We start from the raw sequence: 18,954 nt of genomic DNA on the forward strand, positions 1-18,954 counted from the left end.
CTGGTGCCTGTGCCGGAAGCTGAACTACTCTCCAGTCATGGCGACGGCGCAGAAGCACAGACGATGACGCCGCTGGGGACCGCACGCGGCACGGATCTGAAGGGCCGGACCGCTCTCGTCACGGGAGCGGCCAGCGGGATCGGTGCCGCGTGCGCCGCCGCGCTCGCGGACGCGGGCGCGCAGGTACTGGTCGCGGACCGCGACGCGGACGGCGCCGCACGCGTGGCCGCCTCGGTCGGCGGGGAAGCTCTCGTGATCGACCTCGGCGATCTCGACGCCCTCGCCGCCCGCGCATTCGATGCCGACATCCTGGTGAACAACGCCGGCATCCAGACAGTCGCGCCGATCGTCGACTTCGACCCGCTGATCTTCCGACGGATGCTCGACATCATGGTCACCGCGCCCTTCCTGCTCACCCGAGCGGTGCTGCCGGGCATGTATGCCCGCGGGTGGGGGCGCATCGTCAACATCAGCTCGGTGCACGGCATCCGTGCGAGCGAGTTCAAATCCGCCTATGTCACCGCGAAGCACGCGCTGGAAGGGCTCTCGAAGGTCACCGCCCTGGAGGGTGCTGCGCACGGTGTCACCAGCAACTGCCTCAACCCCGGCTACGTGCGCACGCCACTGGTCGAGAAGCAGATCGCCGACCAGGCGCGGGTGCACGGCATCCCCGAAGCCGAGGTGGTCGAGAAGGTCATGCTCGTCGAGTCCGCGATCAAGCGGCTGCTGGAGCCGGCGGAGGTCGCGGATCTCGCCCTCTGGCTCTGCGGAGACACCGCGGCGTCGGTGACAGGCGCCTCGTACGCGATGGACGGCGGATGGAGCGCGCGATGAGCGGGTTGACCGTCTCGACGTTCGGACCCTCGGATGCCGGGCCGGCGCTGCTCGCGATCCACGGCATCACGGCGAACGGGCGGTCATGGGAGACCGTCGCCGCGCACCTGCCGCAGCATCGCGTGCTCGCCCCGGATCTGCGCGGCCGTGGCCGCAGCAACGGTCTGCCCGGCCCGTACGGACTTCAGCAGCACGCGCTCGACCTGGCCGCGGTGCTCGACGCCGACGGCGGAGGAGCGCGGATTGTGCTCGGGCACTCCATGGGAGCCTTCGTCGCGGTCGCTCTGGCCGGGGCGCGCCCTGACCTCGTCGACCGCCTGGTGCTGGTCGACGGAGGATTCCCGCTCGCGCTGCCGGTGGGCGTGACGAGCGCCGAGGGTCTCGACATCGGCGCACTGCTGGGGCCCGCCGCGCAGCGGTTGTCGATGGAGTTCGCCGACGACGACGCGTACCTCGACTTCTGGCGACGGCATCCGGCGTTCCTCCGGGACTGGTCGCCCGCCGTGGAGTCCTATGCACGCTACGACCTCGACGGCGAACCGCCCCACCGTCGGCCGTCCACGGTCCCCGCGGCGATGCTCCAGGACGGCGCCGAGCTCTACGGCCCCGACTGGTACGTCGACGCGCTCCGCTCACTGCGGATGCCGGTGACGGTGCTGCGCGCCCCGCGCGGTCTGACCGACGCGGAGCCGTTGTACGCGCCGGGGGCACTCGAGGGCTTTCGCGGGCTCGTACGCGATCTCATGATCGTCGAGGTCGACGACGTGAACCACTACACGATCCTGTTCGCCGACCGGGGTGCCGCTCAGGTCGCGGCGGCGGCATCCTCTGCACCCTCACCCGAGAATCCGACGAAGGAGTCGCCATGACCGCTGCCCTGTTCGATGGCATCGATGCCCACCGCATCGAGACCGCCCGCTACACCGCCAACGTGCTGGAGCGTCCGGCGGCCGACCGCGCGGCGCCGACCGCAACCGTGGTGTTCGTGCATGGCAACGTCTCGTCGTCGCACTTCTACCAGCCGACCATGCTCGCTCTTCCTGCGGGGGTGCGTGCGCTCGCGATCGATCTGCGCGGGTTCGGTGACAGCGAGACCAAGCCGGTGGATGCCACGCGCGGGCTGCGCGACTTCGCCGACGACGTGCGGGCCGTGCTCGATGCCCTCGACCTCGATGCGGTGCACCTCGTGGGCTGGAGCATGGGCGGCGGCGTCGTGCTGCAGGTCGCGCTCGACGCCCCGGAACGCGTGCAGTCGCTCACGCTCGAGTCACCGGTGTCTCCCTACGGCTTCGGCGGCACGCACGGTGTCGACGGTGCGCGCAACGACGCCGACGGTGCGGGCACGGGCGGCGGTGGCGCGAACCCCGATTTCGTCGCGCGGCTGCAGGGCGGAGACACCACCGCCGAGGAGCAGACCTCGCCGCGCACCGTGTATCGCACGGCCTACGTCGCGCAGCCCGAGCGGCAGGTGGCGAACGAGGACGCCTGGGTGGCCTCGATGCTCACCACCAAGACCGGCGTCGACAACTACCCCGGTGACGGCGTGGCCTCGGAGAACTGGCCTGGATTCGCCGCCGGCACCCGCGGAGTGCTGAACACCATGGCCCCGCAGCACCTGGACGTCTCGGGCATCGTCGACCTCGCCGTGAAGCCTCCGATCCTCTGGGTGCGCGGGGAGAAGGACGCGATCGTGTCGGATGCCTCCTTCTTCGACCTCAACCAGCTGGGGCTGCTCGGAGTGATCCCGGGGTGGCCGGGTGCCGACGTCGCACCCCCGCAGCCCATGATCGCTCAGACCCGTGCCGTGCTCGACCGATACGCCGCCGCCGGTGGCACGTACCGCGAAGTCGCCCTCCCCGAAGCCGGGCACGCCCCGCACCTCGACGAGCCGCAGATCTTCGACCGCGAGCTGGCTGCGCACATCGGGGTGTGAGGGACGGGGCGCGTAGAGTTCAGCGGGCGTCGGCGGCACCGAGCCGTTCGGCACGGTCGAGCCAGCGGCTCACGGTGGGCTCGGTGGCATCCTTGACGCCCAGCATCCGATGCGTGCGCACGGAGCGGATGCCGCACAGTCGCATCGTGTTGCGGGCGACGTGGGTCTGCGCGGGCAGTCCGGTGAACGGTGCCGCGAACCAGGGGGTGTCGGCGAGCAGCAGCAGGCGTCCGCGGCGAGCGGGCAGCAGCCCCACCGGCAGGCCGAGCTTCGTGTAGCGGTACTCCTGCTGGGGGAGCAGGGCGCGGTCGAAGAAGCCCTTCAGCACGGCGGGCACGGATCCCCACCACAGCGGTGTCGTGACGACGATGGTGTCGGCCTCGCTGAGCGCGCGCTTGGCGTCGACGAGGTCGGGCTCGAGCGTCATCCGCTCGCGGTAGCCGAAGCGCAGGTGCGGATCGAAGTCGAGATCCCGGAGCGCGAGCACGCGGGCGTCGCCGTGCCCCGCGGCATAACGCTGCGCGAGCGAGGCGGTCAGAGAGCGGGCGTCGGGGTGGCCGTCGATCACGAGAGCGGACATGCGCGGTTCCTATCTGGACACTGTCAAGCAGGTGGACACTGTCAAGATAGGAGATGATGTTGCGCATGTCAAGTTCGAAGGACGGCTACCACCACGGAGACCTCGCCCGAGCTCTGGAGGATGCCGCGATGCAGCTGCTGGAGCGGATGCCGGCAGCCGACATCAGCCTGCGCGAAGTCGCCAGAGCCGCGAATGTGAGCCACAACGCGCCGTACCACCACTTCGCCGATCGACTGGGTCTGCTCAAGGCGATCGCCGAGCGCAGCATGGCCGATCTCCTGGCGCAGGTGCGCGCCGCGGCATCCGGGGCGAAGACGCCCAGGGAGCTGCTGATCGATGGGGGTTCCGCGTACATCCGCTTCGCCGTGGAGCATCCGCACGCCTTCGACGCGGTCTACGATCCGACCGTCTGCGTTCCCGGCTCGCCGACCGCCACCATGGCGCCGCTGATCGACGGACTCGAGGCGGTGCTCGCCGAAGCGGCGGTCACGGCGGGGCTCGACCGCCCCGGCGACGTCGTCTCCCTGTGGGGGCTGATCCACGGACTGGGAACCCTGGCCGCCGCCGGCCACTTCACGCTCGACGACGCGCTCGCCGCGCACGCCTCGACCGTGGACCGGCTGCTGGACTGAGCCGCGGCCTGTCCGTCCGGCCTCCGAGCGCGAGAGCACCGAAATCGCGGACGACCGGTGCTTTTCCGCGACGGGAGCGAACCAATCCTGTGAATGGTTCGCAGGACTCTTCCAACCGATGCACAGGGATGCTTCCCTACATTGGTCTGATGCCCTATTCCGCCCACCGACCGGGTCGCTTCGACTCGCAGGGTCGGATCATCCTCGACAGCGACCCGAACGCCGACACGGATGACCTCGACTTCCTGCGTGAGTTCGAGCCCACCGGCGCCGACGAGCAGCCCGAAGAGACCCCGGTCTCCGCGCGGTCCGACGTGACCCCGGATCCGGATGCCGCTTCGGATGCCGCCGAAGCTCCTGCGCCCGTGAAGCCGCCGCGTCCGCCGCGGGCCCGTCGTGTCCGGAAGCCCCGCGCCCCCGGATCCCGGGCCAGGACGCTGGCGATCCTCGGTGGCGCGGAGGGCGAGATCCTCGACCGCGTGCCCGGCGAGACACCGCGCTTCGTGCAGATGTTCTTCGTACTCGCCGGAACCGCGCTGGTCTCGGCGATCTCGATGCTGTTCGCCCTGACGACCGGCGTGCAGGCGGCCGTGTGGCTGGCCGTGCCGCTCGCGGTCGTGTGGGCGCTGATCATCTTCAACCTCGACCGCTTCCTGACGTCGACCATGAGTTCCACCAGGAACGTCTGGCGCCTCATCGGTCTCGCCATCCCGCGTGTGATCATGGCGGCGATCATCGGCTTCGTGGTCGCCGAGCCGCTCGTGCTGCAGATCTTCCACAACGACATCGCCCGTGAGGTCGCCTCGACCAACATCACGCAGTCGCAGTCCGACCAGGAGGCGCTCGAGAGCGGCCCCGAGAAGATCGCACTGGATGCCGCGACCGCCCGTGTCGCCGAGTTGGAGAACCAGGCGGCGACGGGCATCGTCGCCGGTACCGACTCGTCGTCGGCGACCGAGTCGGCCGCACAGGCCACGGTCGACGACGTCACCGCGAAGATGACCGCGCAGCAGGAGGTCATCGACCAGGCGCGCACGCTCTACCAGTGCGAGCTCACCGGCGAGGGCGCAGGAACAGTCCCCGGATGCACCGGCGTGAACGGCGAGGGCGCGAGCTCTGACGCCGCGAAGGCCCAGCTCGCGGAAGCGCAGCAGACCTACGACGCGCTGGCCGCCCAGCTGCGCACCGCCAACGAGGAGCTCGCCGCCGCCGGTACCGCCGCCAAGGAGAACACCACCTCGTCGGAGTCGCAGAACCGCGAGCAGGCGCAGGCGCAGCTGCCGGCCGCTCGCACCACGTACGACCAGGCGCTCGCCGCCTACAACGCCAGGGCGGATGCCGTGGCGCAGGGGAACGCCGGCGCGATCGGACTGCTGAGTCAGATCAGCGGTCTGAACCGGCTGAGCGAGAAGGAGCCGACGATCCTGTGGGCGCACATCCTGATCGCGGCGCTGTTCTTCATGATCGAACTGCTCCCCGTGCTGGTGAAGGTGCTCACGAGCTACGGCGACCCGAGCCTGTACGAGAAGGCCGCGGCGATCCGCAAGCAGGTCGCTCTCGACAAGGTCACCGCGGAGGGCTTCCGCGACCGCGCGGCCATCGTGACCTCGCAGTCGCAGGAGATGCAGGCGGATGCCGGCACCGGCGAACCGCGGACGCGTGCGGAGCGCCGAGAGACGGCCGAGGCGCAGGAGCGCGAGCGGGCGGAGAAGCGCGCACAGGCGCAGACGCTCGAAGAGCAGGAGCAGCTGGTCCGCCCGGCGGAGTCGGATGCGCCGGCCGTGGGTGCGGTGCCGGCCGGTCAGGCGAGCTGAGGGATCCGCTCCGGCGTCTCCGGCGCGTGCTGCGGGCCGAGCTCGCGGATCCGCATGCCCCGGAGTGCCGGGTCCTGACGGAGAGCCTCGACGAGGGAGCGGATCAGGGCGATGGTCGACGGGGTGCCTGCCCAGTGGACTCCCGTGATCAGGGCCTCGATGCGGGCGAGCGGATGCCGCAGAGCGGCCTCGTGCTGACGGGCATCATCGCTGAGCCACTGGATGAGATCCGCAATGGTCCAATCCGGATCGATTGGTCCAAGATGTGACGTCTTGGTGGCGATGAAGGTGTTCATTGGTCCAGAATCGGTTCTCATGAGCACCGATCACAGGGCCAATGTCGTGCCAGTGGACCACGGATCGGCCACGAGCGCCTCGTCCGCGCTCGTGCGGGCCGGGGAAGTGTCCTCCGAGGGGCTCGCCGCCCGCCTCGGGCGCTGGACGCACGGCGACGGCACACTCGCGTCGCGGCTGTCCCGTGGCATCGCCGACCTCATCACGGGAGGGGAACTGCGGCCAGGAGACCGTCTGCCTGCCGAGCGTGCGCTCGCCGCCGCGAGCTCGGTCTCACGGGGCACCGTGGTCGCCGCCTACGCCGACCTCGCCGAGAACGGCCTGGTCGAGCGGCGTCAGGGGAGCGGCACCCGCATCGCCGGCAGCGCGGTGCCCGCATCCACGGCGCAGCGGGCCGGTCGAGGTGAGGCGCTGTTCTCCGCGCTGCCCAACGCGATCGATCTGCTGCGCACCGTGCCGCAGATCCCCGCGCTCGCGGTGCAGCTGATCCGCGACCACCAGCCCCGGCTCGACCTGGCACTCCTGCCGGAGACGGATCCCGCCGGGCTCCCCGTGCTGCGCGAGCTGATCGCCGAGATGTACCGCGCCGAGGGGACACCGACCACGCCGGAGCAGATCCTGGTGACGCACGGCGCGCAGCAGGCGATCAGCCTCGTGGTCAACGCGCTGGTGGGACCGGGAGACGTCGTGCTCGCGGAGGACGTCACGTGGCCGGGAGTCACCGACTCGGTCGGGCTGCGCGGGGGCACCGTGCACGGCATCCCGATGGGGGTGGACGGCCTGGACGTCGATGCGCTCGAGGTCGCGATCGCACGGCTGCGCCCCGTGCTCATCGCGGTCAACCCGCACCACCAGAACCCCACCGGCACGCGCCTTCCCGCCGCCGCGCGGCACCGTCTCGCCACGCTCGCCGCGCAGTACGGTGTGCCGGTGATCGAGGACAGGGTGGTCGCGGGGATCTCCTTCGACGGCGTCGTTCCGCCCACGCTCGCCGCCGAGCGGCCGGACGCCCCGGTGATCGTGGTGGAGTCCGTGTCGAAATGGGCGTGGGCGGGACTGCGGATCGGATGGCTGCGCGCCGACCCCGTTCTCGTCCGTCGGCTGCGCGGCGCGCGGCAGCTGGCCGACCAGTCCACGAGCGTGCCGGGGCAGTTGATCGCCCTCGACCTCATCGCGCACGCCGCCGAACTGCGGCGGGAGAACAGCAGGATCCACCAGCAACGGCTGCGGCTCCTGGAGCAGCTGATGTCGGAGCATCTTCCCGACTGGCGCTACGACGCTCCCCGGGGCGGGCTGTCGCTGTGGGTCGCGCTGCCGATCGGCTCCTCCGCCGCACTGGCCCGCGTCGCCGCGACCCACGGCGTCTCGATCGCCGGCAGTGCCGCGTTCGCGGCATCCGTGTCGCCCGACGACCACATCCGCATTCCGTTCACCGCTCCCGACGAGGTGCTCACCGAGGGCATCTGGCGGCTCGGGGCCGCGTGGCGGGAGTATCGGGACACCATCTCCTGAGGAGTCACGACACGCCGTGCCGGAAGAGCGGGGCGCGGCGTGTCCTGACCTCTCAGCGAGCGTGCCTAGGGTGTGGGCATGAAGAGGCGCCGGCAGACCGTGTGGATATCGATCGTCGGTGTGGTTGCGGTGACGCTGTATGCGGCGTTCGCCGCGGTGCAGATCCTCGTGCTCAATCCGCTCGCCGCGATGCCGGGTCTCACGCTCGACGAGATCCGTGGTCGGATGTCCGGGGCGGGGGAGGCGGTCGGCCAGCCGATGGTCCTCGGCATTCTCGGCGCGGGCGTTGTGTTCGCGATCGGTGTGGCGGTGGTCGCAATCGTGCGGGGCGCGCATCCGATCGTCACGACGATGTGCTTCCTGGCCGTGCTGGCCGGTGGTGCGCCGGCGTACTTCGTCGCCGCCTTCGGGCCCGGGATGGCGCTCGCCGACACGTTCATGATCGGTGGCGGAGATGCCTCGCACTGGTCGCTCGTGCTCTACGTGATCAGCGTCCTGTCACTGCTCGTCGTCCTCATCGGGGCCGTCGTGGCGGCCCGTCGATCGGACCTGGCCCTCGCCCGCAGCTGAGACCGGTCACGGATTCCGCCCCCGGCGGTTCGCGAGCCAGTAGCGTTGGACCATGGTCAACTATCGCTATCTCGGCAACAGCGGTCTCAAGGTCTCGGAGATCACGTACGGCAACTGGGTCACGCATGCCTCGCAGGTCGGTGACGACGCGGCCGTCAAGACGGTCCATGCGGCACTCGATGTCGGCATCACCACGTTCGACACCGCCGACACGTACGCCAACACGGCGGCAGAGGTCGTGCTCGGCAAGGCTCTCGCCGGCCAGCGCCGCGAAGGCCTCGAGATCTTCACCAAGGTCTACTTCCCGACCGGCGCCAAGGGCCCGAACGACACCGGCCTGAGCCGCAAGCACATCCTCGAGTCGATCAACGGCTCGCTCTCGCGTCTCGGCACCGACTACGTCGATCTGTACCAGGCGCACCGCTTCGACTACGAGACCCCGCTCGAGGAGACGTTCCAGGCCTTCGCCGACGTCGTGCGCCAGGGCAAGGCGCTCTACATCGGCGTCTCGGAGTGGACCGCGGAGCAGCTGCGCGAAGGACACGCGCTCGCGAAGCAGCTCGGCATCCAGCTCATCTCGAACCAGCCCCAGTACTCGATGCTGTGGCGTGTGATCGAGGGCAAGGTCGTGCCGGCATCCGAGGAGCTCGGCATCTCGCAGATCGTCTGGTCGCCGATGGCGCAGGGCGTGCTCAGCGGCAAGTACCTCCCGGGTCAGCCCGTGCCCGAGGGCTCGCGGGCGACCGACCCGCACAGCGGCGCGGACTTCATCAAGAGCTTCCTGCAGGATGACATCCTCACCGCCGTGCAGCGCCTCAAGCCGATCGCCGAAGAGGCGGGCCTGTCGATGCCGCAGCTCGCGATCGCGTGGGTGCTGCAGAACCCGAACATCGCTGCGGCGCTGGTCGGAGCATCCCGTCCGGAGCAGCTCGCCGAGACCGTCAAGGCGTCCGGGGTGAAGCTCGACGCCGACACCCTGGCGGCGATCGACACCGCCCTGGGCGACGCGGTCAACCGCGATGCCGAGGCGACGTACTCGACCTCGCCGAAGACGCGCCTGGTCTGAGGTTCCGCGCGCGCACTGCGTGCCGAGACCCACCGGAATCACCGAGACCCACCCCCGCCGACGTGCGCGGGGGTGGGTCTCGGCGTTTCCGGTGGGTCTCGACGAAGACGAGCGCCCTACTCCTTCACGGCGCCGGCGGTCAGGCCCTGCACGATCCAGCGGCTCGCGAGCGCGAACATCACCATGGTCGGCAGGATCGTCAGCACCGCGGCGGCGCTCATGGAACCCCAGTCGATGTTGAACGTCGAGATGAAGCCGTTCAACGCCGACGGGACCGTGCGGTTCGCATCCGTGTTCATCAGCACGACCGACAGGAACAGCTCGTTCCAGCAGTTCACGAAGTTGAAGATGAACGCCGCGATGATGCCGGGGGTCATGACCGGCACCAGCACTCGGACCAGCGCACCGAGGCGGGAACAGCCGTCGATCATCGCCGCCTCCTCCAGCGCGTCGGGCACGTTCTCGAAGAAGCCCCGCAGCATCACGGTGGAGAACGGGATGCAGACGGCGATGTAGACCAGGATCAATCCGGGCTTGGTGTCGACCAGCCCGAGGTCGGTCATCATCGAGTACAACGGTCCGAGCGCGATGAACGCCGGGATCATCTGCGTCAGCAGGAAGGCGATCAGCACCGCGCCCTTGCCGCGGAACTCGAAGCGCGCGATCACGTAGGCGCTCAGCAACGCGATCAGCGTCGCCACTGCACCCGCGATGATCGCCACGAGTGCGGAGTTGCCGAGGAAGACCCCGAAGGAGCTGTTCTGGAACAGGCTGATGTAGTTCTCGAGCGAGGGCTCGCTGGGCCAGTACTCGATCGGGAACCTGTTGATCGTGCCGGGTGACTTGATCGACGTCAGCGCGATCCAGTACAGCGGGAAGAGCGTGATCACGAGCCAGAGGCCCAGACCGACGACGCGCACCACGCCGCCCACGGTGAGCTTCCGCTTCGGGCGGGGCGCCTTGGCGAGGTCGGGGACGGTGAGACGCCGGGTCTCGGTGACGGTGGTTCCGGTGATGGTCATCGCTGAGCCTTCCGCATCGCCATCAGGTAGAAGGCGCAGAACACGAACAGGAATGCGACCACGATGAGGCCGATCGCGCTCGCGATGCCGTAGTTGCCCTGCTGGGTGTAGTTGATCATCCACGTGGTGATGATGTGGGTCTGGTTGGCCGGTCCGCCATTGGTCATCGCGTAGATGATGTCGGGGAAGTTGAAGATCCAGATCACGCGCAGCAGCACCGTGAGCAGGAGCGTCACCGAGATGTACGGGATGATGATCGAGAACAGCTGACGGGCCTTGCCGGCGCCGTCGAGGCTCGCGGCCTCCAGCATCTCGTCCGGGACGGACTGCAGCGCCGCGAGGATCATGATCGCGAAGAAGGTCACGCCGTACCAGATGTTCGCGACGATCACCGCGAACATCGCGAGTTTCGGGTCCGCCAGCCAGGGCAGCGGTGCGTCGATCAGCCCGGCCTTCATGAGCAGGTCGTTGACCACCCCGAACTCGGCGTTGAACATCCAGCGGAACAGCATCCCGATCAGGAAGCCGGACACCGCCCACGGGAAGAACACGAGCGCCTGGTAGAGCCCGCGGAAGCGGAACCGCTTGCGCAGAGCGAGCGCGATCAGGAACCCGATCACGAGCTGCGGCACGAGCGAGCCGACCACCCAGAGGATCGAGTTCCACGCCACGACCGGGAAGGCCGGGTCCTGGAACACGGCCACGAAGTTGTCGAAGCCCACGAACGGCGTCGACGTGAGGTCCCACAGGTTCCAGTCGTGGAACGCCATGCGGGCGCCCTGCAGCATCGGCCAGTACGTGAACCAGCAGACGAACACGATCGCCGGGGCCAGGAAGGCCAGGAGCGTCAGAGCGTGGCGTCCGCGGAACGGCCGGCGCCGCGGGCCGCGGGGGGCTCCGCCGGCGGTGCCGACGGAGCCCCCTTCACGAAGTGCGGATGCCACGGATCACCCCTTCTCCGCGGCGTACTTCTCGGTCCAGAAGGTGTCCCACGAGGAGAGCAGGTCGCTGGTCGACATGTTGCCCAGCAGCACGTTCTGCACGTCCTGGTCGGACTTCTGGATCCACTCGGTCCACCAGCTGACCCCGCGCGGCTGACGCACGTTGACGTACGTCTCCGGGTCCTCCGTCATGGTGACGTAGCTCGTCCACGGGCCGGTCGAGTAGAAGTCGTCATCTGCGGCGGAGGCGATGATCGGCACCAGACTGTTCGCCTGGGCGAACTCGGTCGCCGGCTCGGCGGAGGACAGGAACTCGACCAGCTTGACGGCCGCGTCCTTGTTCTCGCTCTTCTCGGCGACACCCCACCCGGCGACGGCCAGCGGCTGCGCGGCCTTGCCCGAAGGGCCGACGAGCAGCGGAGCGGTGTCCCACTGGTCCTCGGTGAGCGAGGAGTCCTGCACGGTCGCGATGACCTCGGGGTCCTGCAGCAGGAACGCCGTGGTGCCGTTCGTGAATCCGGCGACCATCTCGGGGTAGCCCCACGACACGGCCGAGGGCGGCGAGGCTTCCTTGAACAGGTCGAAGTAGTCGTCGACGGCGTCCTGTGCCTCGGGGGCGGCGAAGATCGTCGAGCCGTCCTCCATCAGGAACGCGTCGTCGACATCGAGCCCGTCGATCGTGTACGCCTCGATCGCGGCGACCACGTTGCTGTTGGCGTTCGCGCCACCGCGGAACGCGTAGCCGTAGATGTTGTTCGAGGGGTCCTGGATGGCGCTGGCCTGCTCGAGCAGGTCCTTCCAGCTGTGCGGAGGGCCGTCGAAGCCCGCGTCGGCGACGAGGTCGGTGCGGTAGAACAGCGACAGGCCGTAGAAGCCGTAGGGGACGAAGTAGCTCTTGCCGTCGGCGGCCACCGAGGCGGACTGCGCGTTGTCGGTCAGGGCATCCCAGCCGTCCCACTTCTCGAGGTCGGGACCGAGGTCGTAGAGCCAGCCGTTGTTCGCGAACGGACCGACCGTGATGTCGCGGACCTCGAGGAGATCGACGCCCTTGCCGGACTGCAGCATCTGCTGGATCTTCTGATCCGCCTGCTCGGTGGGCGGCGAGACCAGGTTGACCTTGATCTTCGGGTTGTCCTTCTCGAACTCGTCGAGCAGGCCGCGGATGAGCTCCGTGCGGGCGGGGTTGGTCAGGCTCTCGACCATCTGCAGGGTGACGGTGCCGTCCGCGGACGGACCGCTTCCTGCCGAGCAGCCGGTGAGCGCGAGGACGGCGACGGTGCCGAACCCCGCGGCGGTCGTCAAGATCTTGTGCTTCACGATGTGCCTCTCAGTTGGGTGGGTGGTGGGTGGTGCGGGTCTGGTGGTGATGCGGTCGTGCGGGATGGTGCGATCAGGGGATGACGAGGGATGCAGCAGGGCGGATGCCCGCGCGCTGCAGGATCTGCGGGACGCAGCGGTCCACGAAGGCCTCGAAGTCGGAGGCCTCGGTGTACAGGTGCGCCGACAGGCGGAAGTAGCCGACGCCGCGGAAGCTCGTGAACGCCGTCTCGACCCCGGTCTCGTCGAGCAGCTGCATACGCAGCTCGTCGGCCTCTTCGCGGGAGGCGCCGAGTCCGAGCGGCAGCCGCACGAGGCGCATGGAAGGCACAGGGGAGGGCAGCGGGGTCAGCGGGTCCTCGTCGCCGTAGGGGCGCAGCGCCTCCGCGATGATCTCGGCACCGGCATCCGCCCGCTCCGCCATCGCTGTGCGGGCGTTCGCCCAGCCGTATTCGCTCTCGATGTAGTCGATCGCCACGGGCGTGCTCAGATACGTCGTCGCGTCGATCGTGCCCTGGGTGTCGAAACGGACGGGGTACTGCTCGTTGGCCGCCCAGGAGTCGATCAGCGGCCACAGCTCGTCGCGGTCGGCGGCGTTCGTGACGAGCAGCGCCGACCCCCGCGGGGCGCACGGCCACTTGTGCAGGTTGCCGAACCACCAGTCGCCGCCGGCGACCGCAGCCGCGTCGGCGATGAGGCCGGGGGCGTGCGCGCCGTCGACGAGCGTGCGCACGCCGTGGGCGGCGGCGAGTTCGGCGATGCGGCGGGTGGGCAGCAGCCGGGCCGTGGGGGAGGTGATCTGGTCGACCACGATCAGGCGCGTGCGCGGAGTGAGGGCGTCGGCGAAGTGCTGCACGACCTCGTCGTCGGAGGCGAGCAGCGGAAGCTCGACCGTGCGCACGCTCGCGCCGAAACGGCGGGCGAGACGCTGCGCGCCCATCGTGATCGCGCCGTAGCCCTGGTCGGTCACCAGGATCTCGTCGTCGCGATCGAGCTGCAGCGCGTTGTAGACCACGGTCGCGGCGGCCGAGGCGTTCGGCACGAAGGCGCTGTCGTCGGCATGCGCGCCGACGAAGGGAGCCGTGCGCTCTCGTGCCTCGCGGACGCGTTCGCCGATGCGGGGGAACCACTCGACGGGGCTGAGGTCGGCCTGGCGACGCAGAGCGTCCTGATGGGTGACGACGGCGGTGGGCACCGCGCCGAACGACCCGTGGTTGAGGTGGATCACACCGGGATCCAGCGGCCACGCATCCCGCGCCCTGACGCCGGAGTGCAGCGTGAGCGGAGCGGGGAAGGGGGAGACGGGCATAGGTCCTCATCGGGGAGAGTGGCGAGTTGTTGCACAACTTTGCCACAGGAGTTCCGAAATCGCCATGAAAAGGTAAAGATGAAACATAGTTGTCATACGAATTTGTCGAGGCGACAGCATCCGACAGACTCGCAGGAGGTTGGACGGCATCGGGGAGGATGACGATGAGCGCACTGGATACGGCGCTTCACGGATTGCGCGCACTGATCGCCGACGGCGCGCTGCGCCCGGGCGACCGCTTGCCGAGCGAGGGCGAGCTCTGCGAACGGCTCGGCGTCTCGCGTGGATCCCTTCGCGAGGCGATCCGGATGCTCGCGGCACTCGGTGTTCTCGACACCCGCCACGGCTCCGGGAGCTACGTCAGCGAACTGCGCGCCGCGGATCTGATCGGCAGCCTCTCGCTCACGGTCGGACTGCTGCCCATGGCCGGCGTGCTGGAACTCACCGAGCTGCGTCGGGTGCTCGAGCCGCATGCCGCCGCGCTCGCCGCCGCCCGCATGGACTCCGAGACCATCGAGCGCCTCGACGGCATCCTCAGCGAGATCGAAGCGAGCGACGACTTCGAGGATCACTCACGGCTCGACCACGACTTCCACATGACCATCTCGCGTGTCGCCGGCAACGAGGCGCTCACGAGCCTGATCGACGTGCTGCGCTCGCGGTCTCGGGCGTACCGGATCCCCGACGCGCACGACGCGGCCGAGCTCAAGCTGCATTCGGATGCCGGACACCGGGCCATCCTGCGCGGACTCGCCGCCGCTGACCCCGTTGCCGCGAGCGCTGCGGCCTCCTCGCACGTGGCGTACACCGAGTACTGGGTGCGTCAGTACACCGACGTCGATGACTGAGGAGCTTCTCGCCGGGCGCGAAAACCCAGACGAGGTGCGATGAGCGCGGCGCGCCGGCTGACGGCGCGCCGACAGGATGCGGGATCGTCTCCGTTTCGGTGCGCGGAGCGCGGAGGCGGCTCAGCCGAGCGTGATGTCGACCTGGATCTCGGCGGCCAGGCGCTCGAGGTCGTCGCGCAGTGCGTCGAGGTCGACCGATGCCGGCACACGGGCGGTGACGGATGCCTCGAACAGGCGCCCGCCGGCCATCGCGGCATCGCGGGTCTCGGTCGCCAGCTCCTCGATGCTCAGGGCGTGGGCGTTCAGCACGCCGGAGATCTCGCGCACGATTCCGGGGCGGTCGTTGCCGAGTACCTGGATCTCGAGCAGCTGGTCCTCGTCGCCTGCGGCGTCGGCGCTACCGGTGAGCACCGCGAGCGTCAGGAGGCCTTGTCCCTGCAGGCCCCGCAGGGCCGACTGCAGCTCGTCGGAGCGTTCGGCCGGGACCGAGACCTCGATCACGCCGGCGAAGGTGCCGGCGAGCTCGGCCAGCGAGCTGTTCTCCCAGTTTCCACCGTGCGCGTCGACGACATCGGCGACGGCTGCGACCAGGCCGGGGCGGTCGGCGCCGGCGACGGTGAGGATCAGAGTAGTCATGCGGCCAGCGTAGCCCGGGGGGTCTGGGGAGCGGTGGTGCCACAACTCCGGAGAATCGCGTAGTGGATGCCAGGGAGCTTCGGAATCGGGACGAGAGTCGACAGATCTCCGGAGTTATGGCGCCGCGAGGAGGGAGCCCTTCGACAGGCCCAGGGACCCAGGGACGGAGGTCCGGGCGCGGGGCTACTCGACCCAGACGCCGGACTCCAGGAACGTGTCGAGGCGTGCGCGGTGCGGGGCGAGGTCCCAGCCCTGGCCGGCGACCCACTCGTCGGAGTAGTACGTGCCCGTATAGCGGATGCCGCTGTCGCAGATGAGGGTCACGACGCTGCCGGTCTCTCCGGCCGCCCGCATCTGCGCGATCAGCTGGAACGCGCCGTACAGGTTGGTTCCGGTCGAGCCGCCTGCCCAGTGCAGCGTGCGCTCGCGCAGCAGGCGGATCGCGGCGATGGAGCCGGCATCCGGCACCTGGATCATCTCATCGATCACGCTCGGCACGAAAGACGCCTCCACGCGCGGTCGGCCGATGCCCTCGATGCGGCTCGGGCGTCCGGCCGGAGCGTCCGGTGTGCCCTTCCAGCCGTCGTAGAAGGCGGAGCCCTCCGGGTCGACCACGGCGATCTGCGTCTCGTGGCGCCGGTACTTCACGTAGCGGCCGAAGGTCGCACTCGTGCCGCCCGTGCCCGCGCCGACGACGATCCAGCGCGGGATCGGATGCCGCTCCTGGGCGAGCTGGCTGAACACGCTCTCGGCGATGTTGTTGTTGCCGCGCCAGTCGGTCGCGCGTTCGGCGAACGTGAACTGGTCGAGGTAGTGGCCGTGGCAGTCGGACGCGAGGCGCTGGGCCTCGGGCGACATGTCCTCCGCGCGGTCGACGAAGTGGCAGCGTCCGCCGTAGAACTCGATGAGGTCGATCTTCTCCTGGCTCGTCGACCGGGGGACGACGGTCACGAAGGGCAGTCCCAGCATCCGCGCGAAGTACGCCTCGGAGACGGCCGTGGAGCCGCTGGACGACTCGACCAGCGTGGTGTCCTCGTGGATGCGTCCGTTCACCAGGCCGTAGAGCAGCAGCGAGCGGGCGAGCCGGTGCTTGAGGGAACCGGTCGGATGCACCGACTCGTCCTTCAGGTACAGGTCGATGCCCCATTCGGGCGGCAGCGGGAACAGGTGCAGGTGCGTGTCGGCACTGCGGTTCGCATCGGCCTCCAGCAGGGCGATCGCGGTGCTGGTCCAGGAGGTCATGGAAACGAGGCTACCTGTCCGAGGCGCCGAACCTCAGGCCGCTCAGCTCACGGTGCCGGCGCGGGAGGCGCCGCCGTCGCCGTCGATGTGCAGCAGTGATGCCTGCGACTGCTCCTGCTGCAGCTGGAACTCGAAGCGGGACCGGTCGCCGCGGTGATACGCCACGAAGTATTCGATCGGCGCACCGTCCTCACCGCGGCTGACGCTGCGCAGCCGCAGCAGAGCGGAGCCGGCACTGACGCCGAGGTGCTGCGCCTGCTCGTGGGTCGCGACGGTGGCCTCCGCCGAGCGCACGCCGCTCGTCGCGATGACGTCGTTCTCGGCCAGCAGCCGGTACAGCGAACGTTCCGCGAGATCGACGCCGAGGGTCAGAGACCCCACCGCTTCCGGCATCCAGGTCGTGGAGAGCGACCACGGTTCGCCGTCGACGTGGCGCAGGCGTTCGAGCACGACGACCGGGGACCCGACGGGTACGTCGAGCGCGAGTGCGATCTCCTCGTCAGCCGTGGTGCGCTCATGACGCAGCACGTCGCTGTGGACATGACCGCCTCGGCGCTCGACATCGTCGTACAGCCCCACCAGTGTGTGCACCAGGCTCTCGCTCGTGCGTGGGCGCGAGACGAAGGTGCCCTTGCCCTTGACGCGCTCGACGAGTCCTTCATGCTCGAGCTGCGCGAGCGCCTGACGCACGACCGTGCGCGAGATGCCGTAGCGCTCGCACAGGCGGTGCTCGCCGGGCAGGGGGTCGCCCGGCTGCAGGCCATCACGGGCGATGCCGTCGATGATGAGCTGCCGCAGCTGGTCGTACATCGGAGCCGCCGAGTGGCGGTCGATCGCGTCGGTGCCGGTGCCGATCGTGTCGGTGTCGCTCATCGTGATCGTCTCGCTCATCTCAGTACGCGACCCCGGCGTGCAGGATCACGTTCGCGTAGGGGGTGAACTCCCCGGAGCGCACGAACGCGCGTGCCTGATGGGTCAGCTTCTTGAACTCGACGTGCGGGATGAGCTCGATCTCGAAGCCCATGCCGGCGAACCGTTCCCGCAGAGCCTCGAGGACCTCTGGGCTCTTCTCCGCGACCTCGGCCGAGACCGTCGCTCCTTCGACCACGAGCTCGGCGAGCACGGTGTCGAGCACGTCGAGGAACGCCGGGGAGCCTGGTCGGTAGGCGAGATCGATCCGCTCGGAGGTGGGCGGGATCGGCAGACCGGCATCCGTCACCACCAGCAGATCGGTGTGCCCGGTCTCGCTGATCACACGGGAGAGCGCCGGGTTGATCGTCGTTGCTGTCTTGCGCATCGGTTGTTCCTCCGTCGGCCGCGTACGCGGATCAGTTCGCCACGGGCGCGGATTCGCGCGCGGCGAGGAAGGCGTCGACCTCGGCCCGCAGCGGCAGGCTGGGGGAGGCTCCCTGTTTCGTCACGGTCAGTGCGCCGGCGGCGGTCGCGAGACGCACGGCATCCGTGAGTGTGCTCCCGTTCGCGAGAGCCGCACCGAGGTAGCCCGCGTAGGCGTCGCCGGCGGCGGTCGTGTCGACGGCCTCCACCGGGAACGGCGGGACGACGGTGGCGCCCTCGGCCGTCACGACGCACGAGCCCTGTCCGGCGAGCGTGATGACCGCGGCGCCGACACCCTGTGCCAGGAACCAGCGTCCTGCCCGTTCGGCCGAGGCGGCATCCGTCACCTCGATGCCGCTGATCAGCGTGGCCTCGGTCTCGTTCGGCGTGACGATGTCGATGCTGCGCCACACCTCGGCGGGGAGGGTCGCTGCGGGCGCGGGGTCGAGGATCACGGTCATGCCGTGCTCGCGTCCGCGGGCGGTGATGTGGGCGGTCAGCGCCGAGGGGGTCTCGAGCTGCGTGAGCAGCACCGAGGTGGTCGAGGCGAGGGCGGCCAGAGCCGTGTCGATCTGCTCGGTGCTCAGCGCGGCGTTCGCGAGCGGAACCATGACGATGTCGTTCTGCGCGGAGGAGTCGACGCGGATGTGGGCGATGCCGGTCGGCCCCGGCACGGTGCGCAGGTGGGCGAGGTCGACGCCGGCATCGCCGAGTCCGTTCACGACGAGGTCGTGGAACAGGTCGTCTCCGACGCAGCCGACGAAGCTCGTGCGGGCACCGGAGCGTCCGGCGGCGACGGCCTGGTTCGCACCCTTGCCGCCGAGCATCAGGGTGAACTCATCGCCCAGGATGGTCTCTCCGCGGGCGGGGAGCCGCTGCGAGAAGGTGGTCACATCGGCGGTGACGCTCCCGACGATGACGACGCCGGAACGGTCAGCGGGGTGTGCGAGGGACATGTCGCTCCTGATCTTCTTCGACAGCATGCGCGCACGCCATCGGTGTCTTTGACATCGTCGGCGGCTGTCATTACATTAGCCGAAGCTGAACCTGTAACGACAGGTTGCTCGCA

The 18,954-nt window shown here is 69.4% G+C and carries 20 protein-coding genes; 9 read left to right on the top strand and 11 right to left on the bottom strand.

The annotated features are described in order from the left end of the window. Positions 1-63 precede the first annotated feature (63 nt). The 3 genes from FB560_RS00375 to FB560_RS00385 are packed head-to-tail and all read left to right on the top strand — an operon-like array spanning position 64 to position 2,767. A complete protein-coding gene (locus FB560_RS00375) occupies positions 64-834 on the top strand; it encodes a 3-hydroxybutyrate dehydrogenase (RefSeq protein WP_141870545.1) in 771 nt (256 codons plus the stop codon). After that, the gene (locus FB560_RS00380; RefSeq protein ID WP_170197995.1) at positions 831-1,703 is read left to right on the top strand and encodes an alpha/beta hydrolase; all 873 of its coding nucleotides are present in this window, start codon (positions 831-833) and stop codon (positions 1,701-1,703) included. The genes FB560_RS00375 and FB560_RS00380 overlap by 4 nt, the downstream gene beginning before the upstream one ends. Next, the gene (locus FB560_RS00385) at positions 1,700-2,767 is read left to right on the top strand and encodes an alpha/beta fold hydrolase (RefSeq protein WP_141870547.1); all 1,068 of its coding nucleotides are present in this window, start codon (positions 1,700-1,702) and stop codon (positions 2,765-2,767) included. Before FB560_RS00380 ends, FB560_RS00385 begins: the two co-directional genes overlap by 4 nt. 19 nt (positions 2,768-2,786) lie before the next feature. On the opposite strand, the gene FB560_RS00390 is transcribed toward FB560_RS00385, so the two are convergent. After that, on the bottom strand, positions 2,787-3,347 hold the full coding sequence (locus FB560_RS00390; protein ID WP_141870548.1) for an NAD(P)H-dependent oxidoreductase: 561 nt from the start codon (positions 3,345-3,347) through the stop codon (positions 2,787-2,789). A 65-nt stretch (positions 3,348-3,412) separates the two neighbouring features. On the opposite strand from FB560_RS00390, the gene FB560_RS00395 reads away from it, so the two are divergent. Then, a complete protein-coding gene (locus FB560_RS00395) occupies positions 3,413-3,979 on the top strand; it encodes a TetR/AcrR family transcriptional regulator (protein ID WP_141870549.1) in 567 nt (188 codons plus the stop codon). A gap of 149 nt (positions 3,980-4,128) precedes the next feature. Further along, a complete protein-coding gene (locus FB560_RS00400) occupies positions 4,129-5,793 on the top strand; it encodes a DUF4407 domain-containing protein (protein WP_141870550.1) in 1,665 nt (554 codons plus the stop codon). Here FB560_RS00400 and FB560_RS00405 read toward each other — a convergent pair. Beyond that, positions 5,781-6,089, bottom strand: coding sequence for a hypothetical protein (locus FB560_RS00405; RefSeq protein WP_141870551.1), 309 nt, complete (start codon positions 6,087-6,089; stop codon positions 5,781-5,783). The two genes, FB560_RS00400 and FB560_RS00405, sit on opposite strands and share 13 nt — an antisense overlap. A 19-nt stretch (positions 6,090-6,108) precedes the next feature. On the opposite strand from FB560_RS00405, the gene FB560_RS00410 reads away from it, so the two are divergent. The 3 genes from FB560_RS00410 to FB560_RS00420 all read left to right on the top strand — a co-directional run bounded on the left by FB560_RS00410 (position 6,109) and on the right by FB560_RS00420 (position 9,235). Further along, positions 6,109-7,599 (top strand): aminotransferase-like domain-containing protein, encoded by a 1,491-nt coding sequence (locus FB560_RS00410; protein ID WP_170197996.1) that lies wholly within the window; start codon positions 6,109-6,111, stop codon positions 7,597-7,599. Positions 7,600-7,677: 78 nt separating this feature from the next. After that, positions 7,678-8,169, top strand: a complete 492-nt coding sequence (locus FB560_RS00415) for a hypothetical protein (RefSeq protein WP_141870552.1) — start codon at positions 7,678-7,680, stop codon at positions 8,167-8,169. Positions 8,170-8,221: 52 nt separating this feature from the next. After that, the gene (locus FB560_RS00420) at positions 8,222-9,235 is read left to right on the top strand and encodes an aldo/keto reductase family protein (RefSeq protein WP_141870553.1); all 1,014 of its coding nucleotides are present in this window, start codon (positions 8,222-8,224) and stop codon (positions 9,233-9,235) included. A 116-nt stretch (positions 9,236-9,351) separates the two neighbouring features. On the opposite strand, the gene FB560_RS00425 is transcribed toward FB560_RS00420, so the two are convergent. From FB560_RS00425 to FB560_RS00440, 4 genes are all read right to left on the bottom strand, one after another. Further along, positions 9,352-10,257 (bottom strand): carbohydrate ABC transporter permease, encoded by a 906-nt coding sequence (locus tag FB560_RS00425; RefSeq protein ID WP_211349928.1) that lies wholly within the window; start codon positions 10,255-10,257, stop codon positions 9,352-9,354. Then, positions 10,254-11,201 carry a carbohydrate ABC transporter permease gene (locus FB560_RS00430; RefSeq protein ID WP_141870554.1) on the bottom strand — a complete coding sequence of 316 codons (948 nt, stop codon included), beginning with the start codon at positions 11,199-11,201 and terminating at the stop codon, positions 10,254-10,256. Before FB560_RS00430 ends, FB560_RS00425 begins: the two co-directional genes overlap by 4 nt. Before the next feature lie 3 nt (positions 11,202-11,204). After that, positions 11,205-12,515, bottom strand: a complete 1,311-nt coding sequence (locus FB560_RS00435; RefSeq protein WP_141870555.1) for an ABC transporter substrate-binding protein — start codon at positions 12,513-12,515, stop codon at positions 11,205-11,207. Between the two features lie 73 nt (positions 12,516-12,588). After that, positions 12,589-13,824, bottom strand: coding sequence for an aminotransferase class V-fold PLP-dependent enzyme (locus tag FB560_RS00440; protein WP_141870556.1), 1,236 nt, complete (start codon positions 13,822-13,824; stop codon positions 12,589-12,591). Positions 13,825-13,988: 164 nt separating this feature from the next. On the opposite strand from FB560_RS00440, the gene FB560_RS00445 reads away from it, so the two are divergent. Then, positions 13,989-14,672 (top strand): FadR/GntR family transcriptional regulator, encoded by a 684-nt coding sequence (locus FB560_RS00445; RefSeq protein WP_141870557.1) that lies wholly within the window; start codon positions 13,989-13,991, stop codon positions 14,670-14,672. 120 nt (positions 14,673-14,792) lie between these two features. Here the strand turns inward: FB560_RS00445 and FB560_RS00450 are convergent, their stop codons facing one another. From FB560_RS00450 to FB560_RS00470, 5 genes are all read right to left on the bottom strand, one after another. Further along, on the bottom strand, positions 14,793-15,308 hold the full coding sequence (locus FB560_RS00450; RefSeq protein WP_141870558.1) for a glycine cleavage system protein R: 516 nt from the start codon (positions 15,306-15,308) through the stop codon (positions 14,793-14,795). 183 nt (positions 15,309-15,491) lie between these two features. After that, positions 15,492-16,550: a PLP-dependent cysteine synthase family protein gene (locus FB560_RS00455; RefSeq protein ID WP_141870559.1), complete on the bottom strand. Its 1,059-nt coding sequence runs from the start codon at positions 16,548-16,550 to the stop codon at positions 15,492-15,494. A gap of 42 nt (positions 16,551-16,592) precedes the next feature. Next, positions 16,593-17,441 (bottom strand): GntR family transcriptional regulator, encoded by an 849-nt coding sequence (locus tag FB560_RS00460; protein WP_229673360.1) that lies wholly within the window; start codon positions 17,439-17,441, stop codon positions 16,593-16,595. A gap of 1 nt (position 17,442) precedes the next feature. Further along, positions 17,443-17,847 (bottom strand): D-ribose pyranase, encoded by a 405-nt coding sequence (rbsD, locus tag FB560_RS00465; protein WP_141870560.1) that lies wholly within the window; start codon positions 17,845-17,847, stop codon positions 17,443-17,445. Between the two features lie 31 nt (positions 17,848-17,878). Further along, complete coding sequence (locus FB560_RS00470; protein WP_141870561.1) at positions 17,879-18,841, bottom strand: ribokinase; 963 nt, start codon at positions 18,839-18,841, stop codon at positions 17,879-17,881. Positions 18,842-18,954 lie beyond the last annotated feature (113 nt).

Origin of the sequence: Microbacterium saperdae (genome assembly GCF_006716345.1) — a bacterium.
Classification (GTDB): Bacteria; Actinomycetota; Actinomycetes; order Actinomycetales; family Microbacteriaceae; genus Microbacterium; species Microbacterium saperdae.

What these genes read in the sequence shown, in the direction of transcription:
- FB560_RS00375 (WP_141870545.1), top strand. Translation starts at nt 64, where the DNA reads ATGACGCCGCTGGGGACCGCACGCGGCACGGATCTGAAGGGCCGGACC.
- FB560_RS00470 (WP_141870561.1), bottom strand. Translation starts at nt 18,841, where the DNA reads ATGTCCCTCGCACACCCCGCTGACCGTTCCGGCGTCGTCATCGTCGGG.
- FB560_RS00420 (WP_141870553.1), top strand. Translation starts at nt 8,222, where the DNA reads ATGGTCAACTATCGCTATCTCGGCAACAGCGGTCTCAAGGTCTCGGAG.
- FB560_RS00410 (WP_170197996.1), top strand. Translation starts at nt 6,109, where the DNA reads ATGAGCACCGATCACAGGGCCAATGTCGTGCCAGTGGACCACGGATCG.
- FB560_RS00450 (WP_141870558.1), bottom strand. Translation starts at nt 15,308, where the DNA reads ATGACTACTCTGATCCTCACCGTCGCCGGCGCCGACCGCCCCGGCCTG.
- FB560_RS00380 (WP_170197995.1), top strand. Translation starts at nt 831, where the DNA reads ATGAGCGGGTTGACCGTCTCGACGTTCGGACCCTCGGATGCCGGGCCG.
- FB560_RS00445 (WP_141870557.1), top strand. Translation starts at nt 13,989, where the DNA reads ATGAGCGCACTGGATACGGCGCTTCACGGATTGCGCGCACTGATCGCC.
- FB560_RS00455 (WP_141870559.1), bottom strand. Translation starts at nt 16,550, where the DNA reads ATGACCTCCTGGACCAGCACCGCGATCGCCCTGCTGGAGGCCGATGCG.
- FB560_RS00395 (WP_141870549.1), top strand. Translation starts at nt 3,413, where the DNA reads ATGTCAAGTTCGAAGGACGGCTACCACCACGGAGACCTCGCCCGAGCT.
- FB560_RS00460 (WP_229673360.1), bottom strand. Translation starts at nt 17,441, where the DNA reads ATGAGCGAGACGATCACGATGAGCGACACCGACACGATCGGCACCGGC.
- rbsD (WP_141870560.1), bottom strand. Translation starts at nt 17,847, where the DNA reads ATGCGCAAGACAGCAACGACGATCAACCCGGCGCTCTCCCGTGTGATC.
- FB560_RS00415 (WP_141870552.1), top strand. Translation starts at nt 7,678, where the DNA reads ATGAAGAGGCGCCGGCAGACCGTGTGGATATCGATCGTCGGTGTGGTT.
- FB560_RS00405 (WP_141870551.1), bottom strand. Translation starts at nt 6,089, where the DNA reads ATGAACACCTTCATCGCCACCAAGACGTCACATCTTGGACCAATCGAT.
- FB560_RS00390 (WP_141870548.1), bottom strand. Translation starts at nt 3,347, where the DNA reads ATGTCCGCTCTCGTGATCGACGGCCACCCCGACGCCCGCTCTCTGACC.
- FB560_RS00385 (WP_141870547.1), top strand. Translation starts at nt 1,700, where the DNA reads ATGACCGCTGCCCTGTTCGATGGCATCGATGCCCACCGCATCGAGACC.
- FB560_RS00440 (WP_141870556.1), bottom strand. Translation starts at nt 13,824, where the DNA reads ATGCCCGTCTCCCCCTTCCCCGCTCCGCTCACGCTGCACTCCGGCGTC.
- FB560_RS00400 (WP_141870550.1), top strand. Translation starts at nt 4,129, where the DNA reads ATGCCCTATTCCGCCCACCGACCGGGTCGCTTCGACTCGCAGGGTCGG.
- FB560_RS00425 (WP_211349928.1), bottom strand. Translation starts at nt 10,257, where the DNA reads ATGACCATCACCGGAACCACCGTCACCGAGACCCGGCGTCTCACCGTC.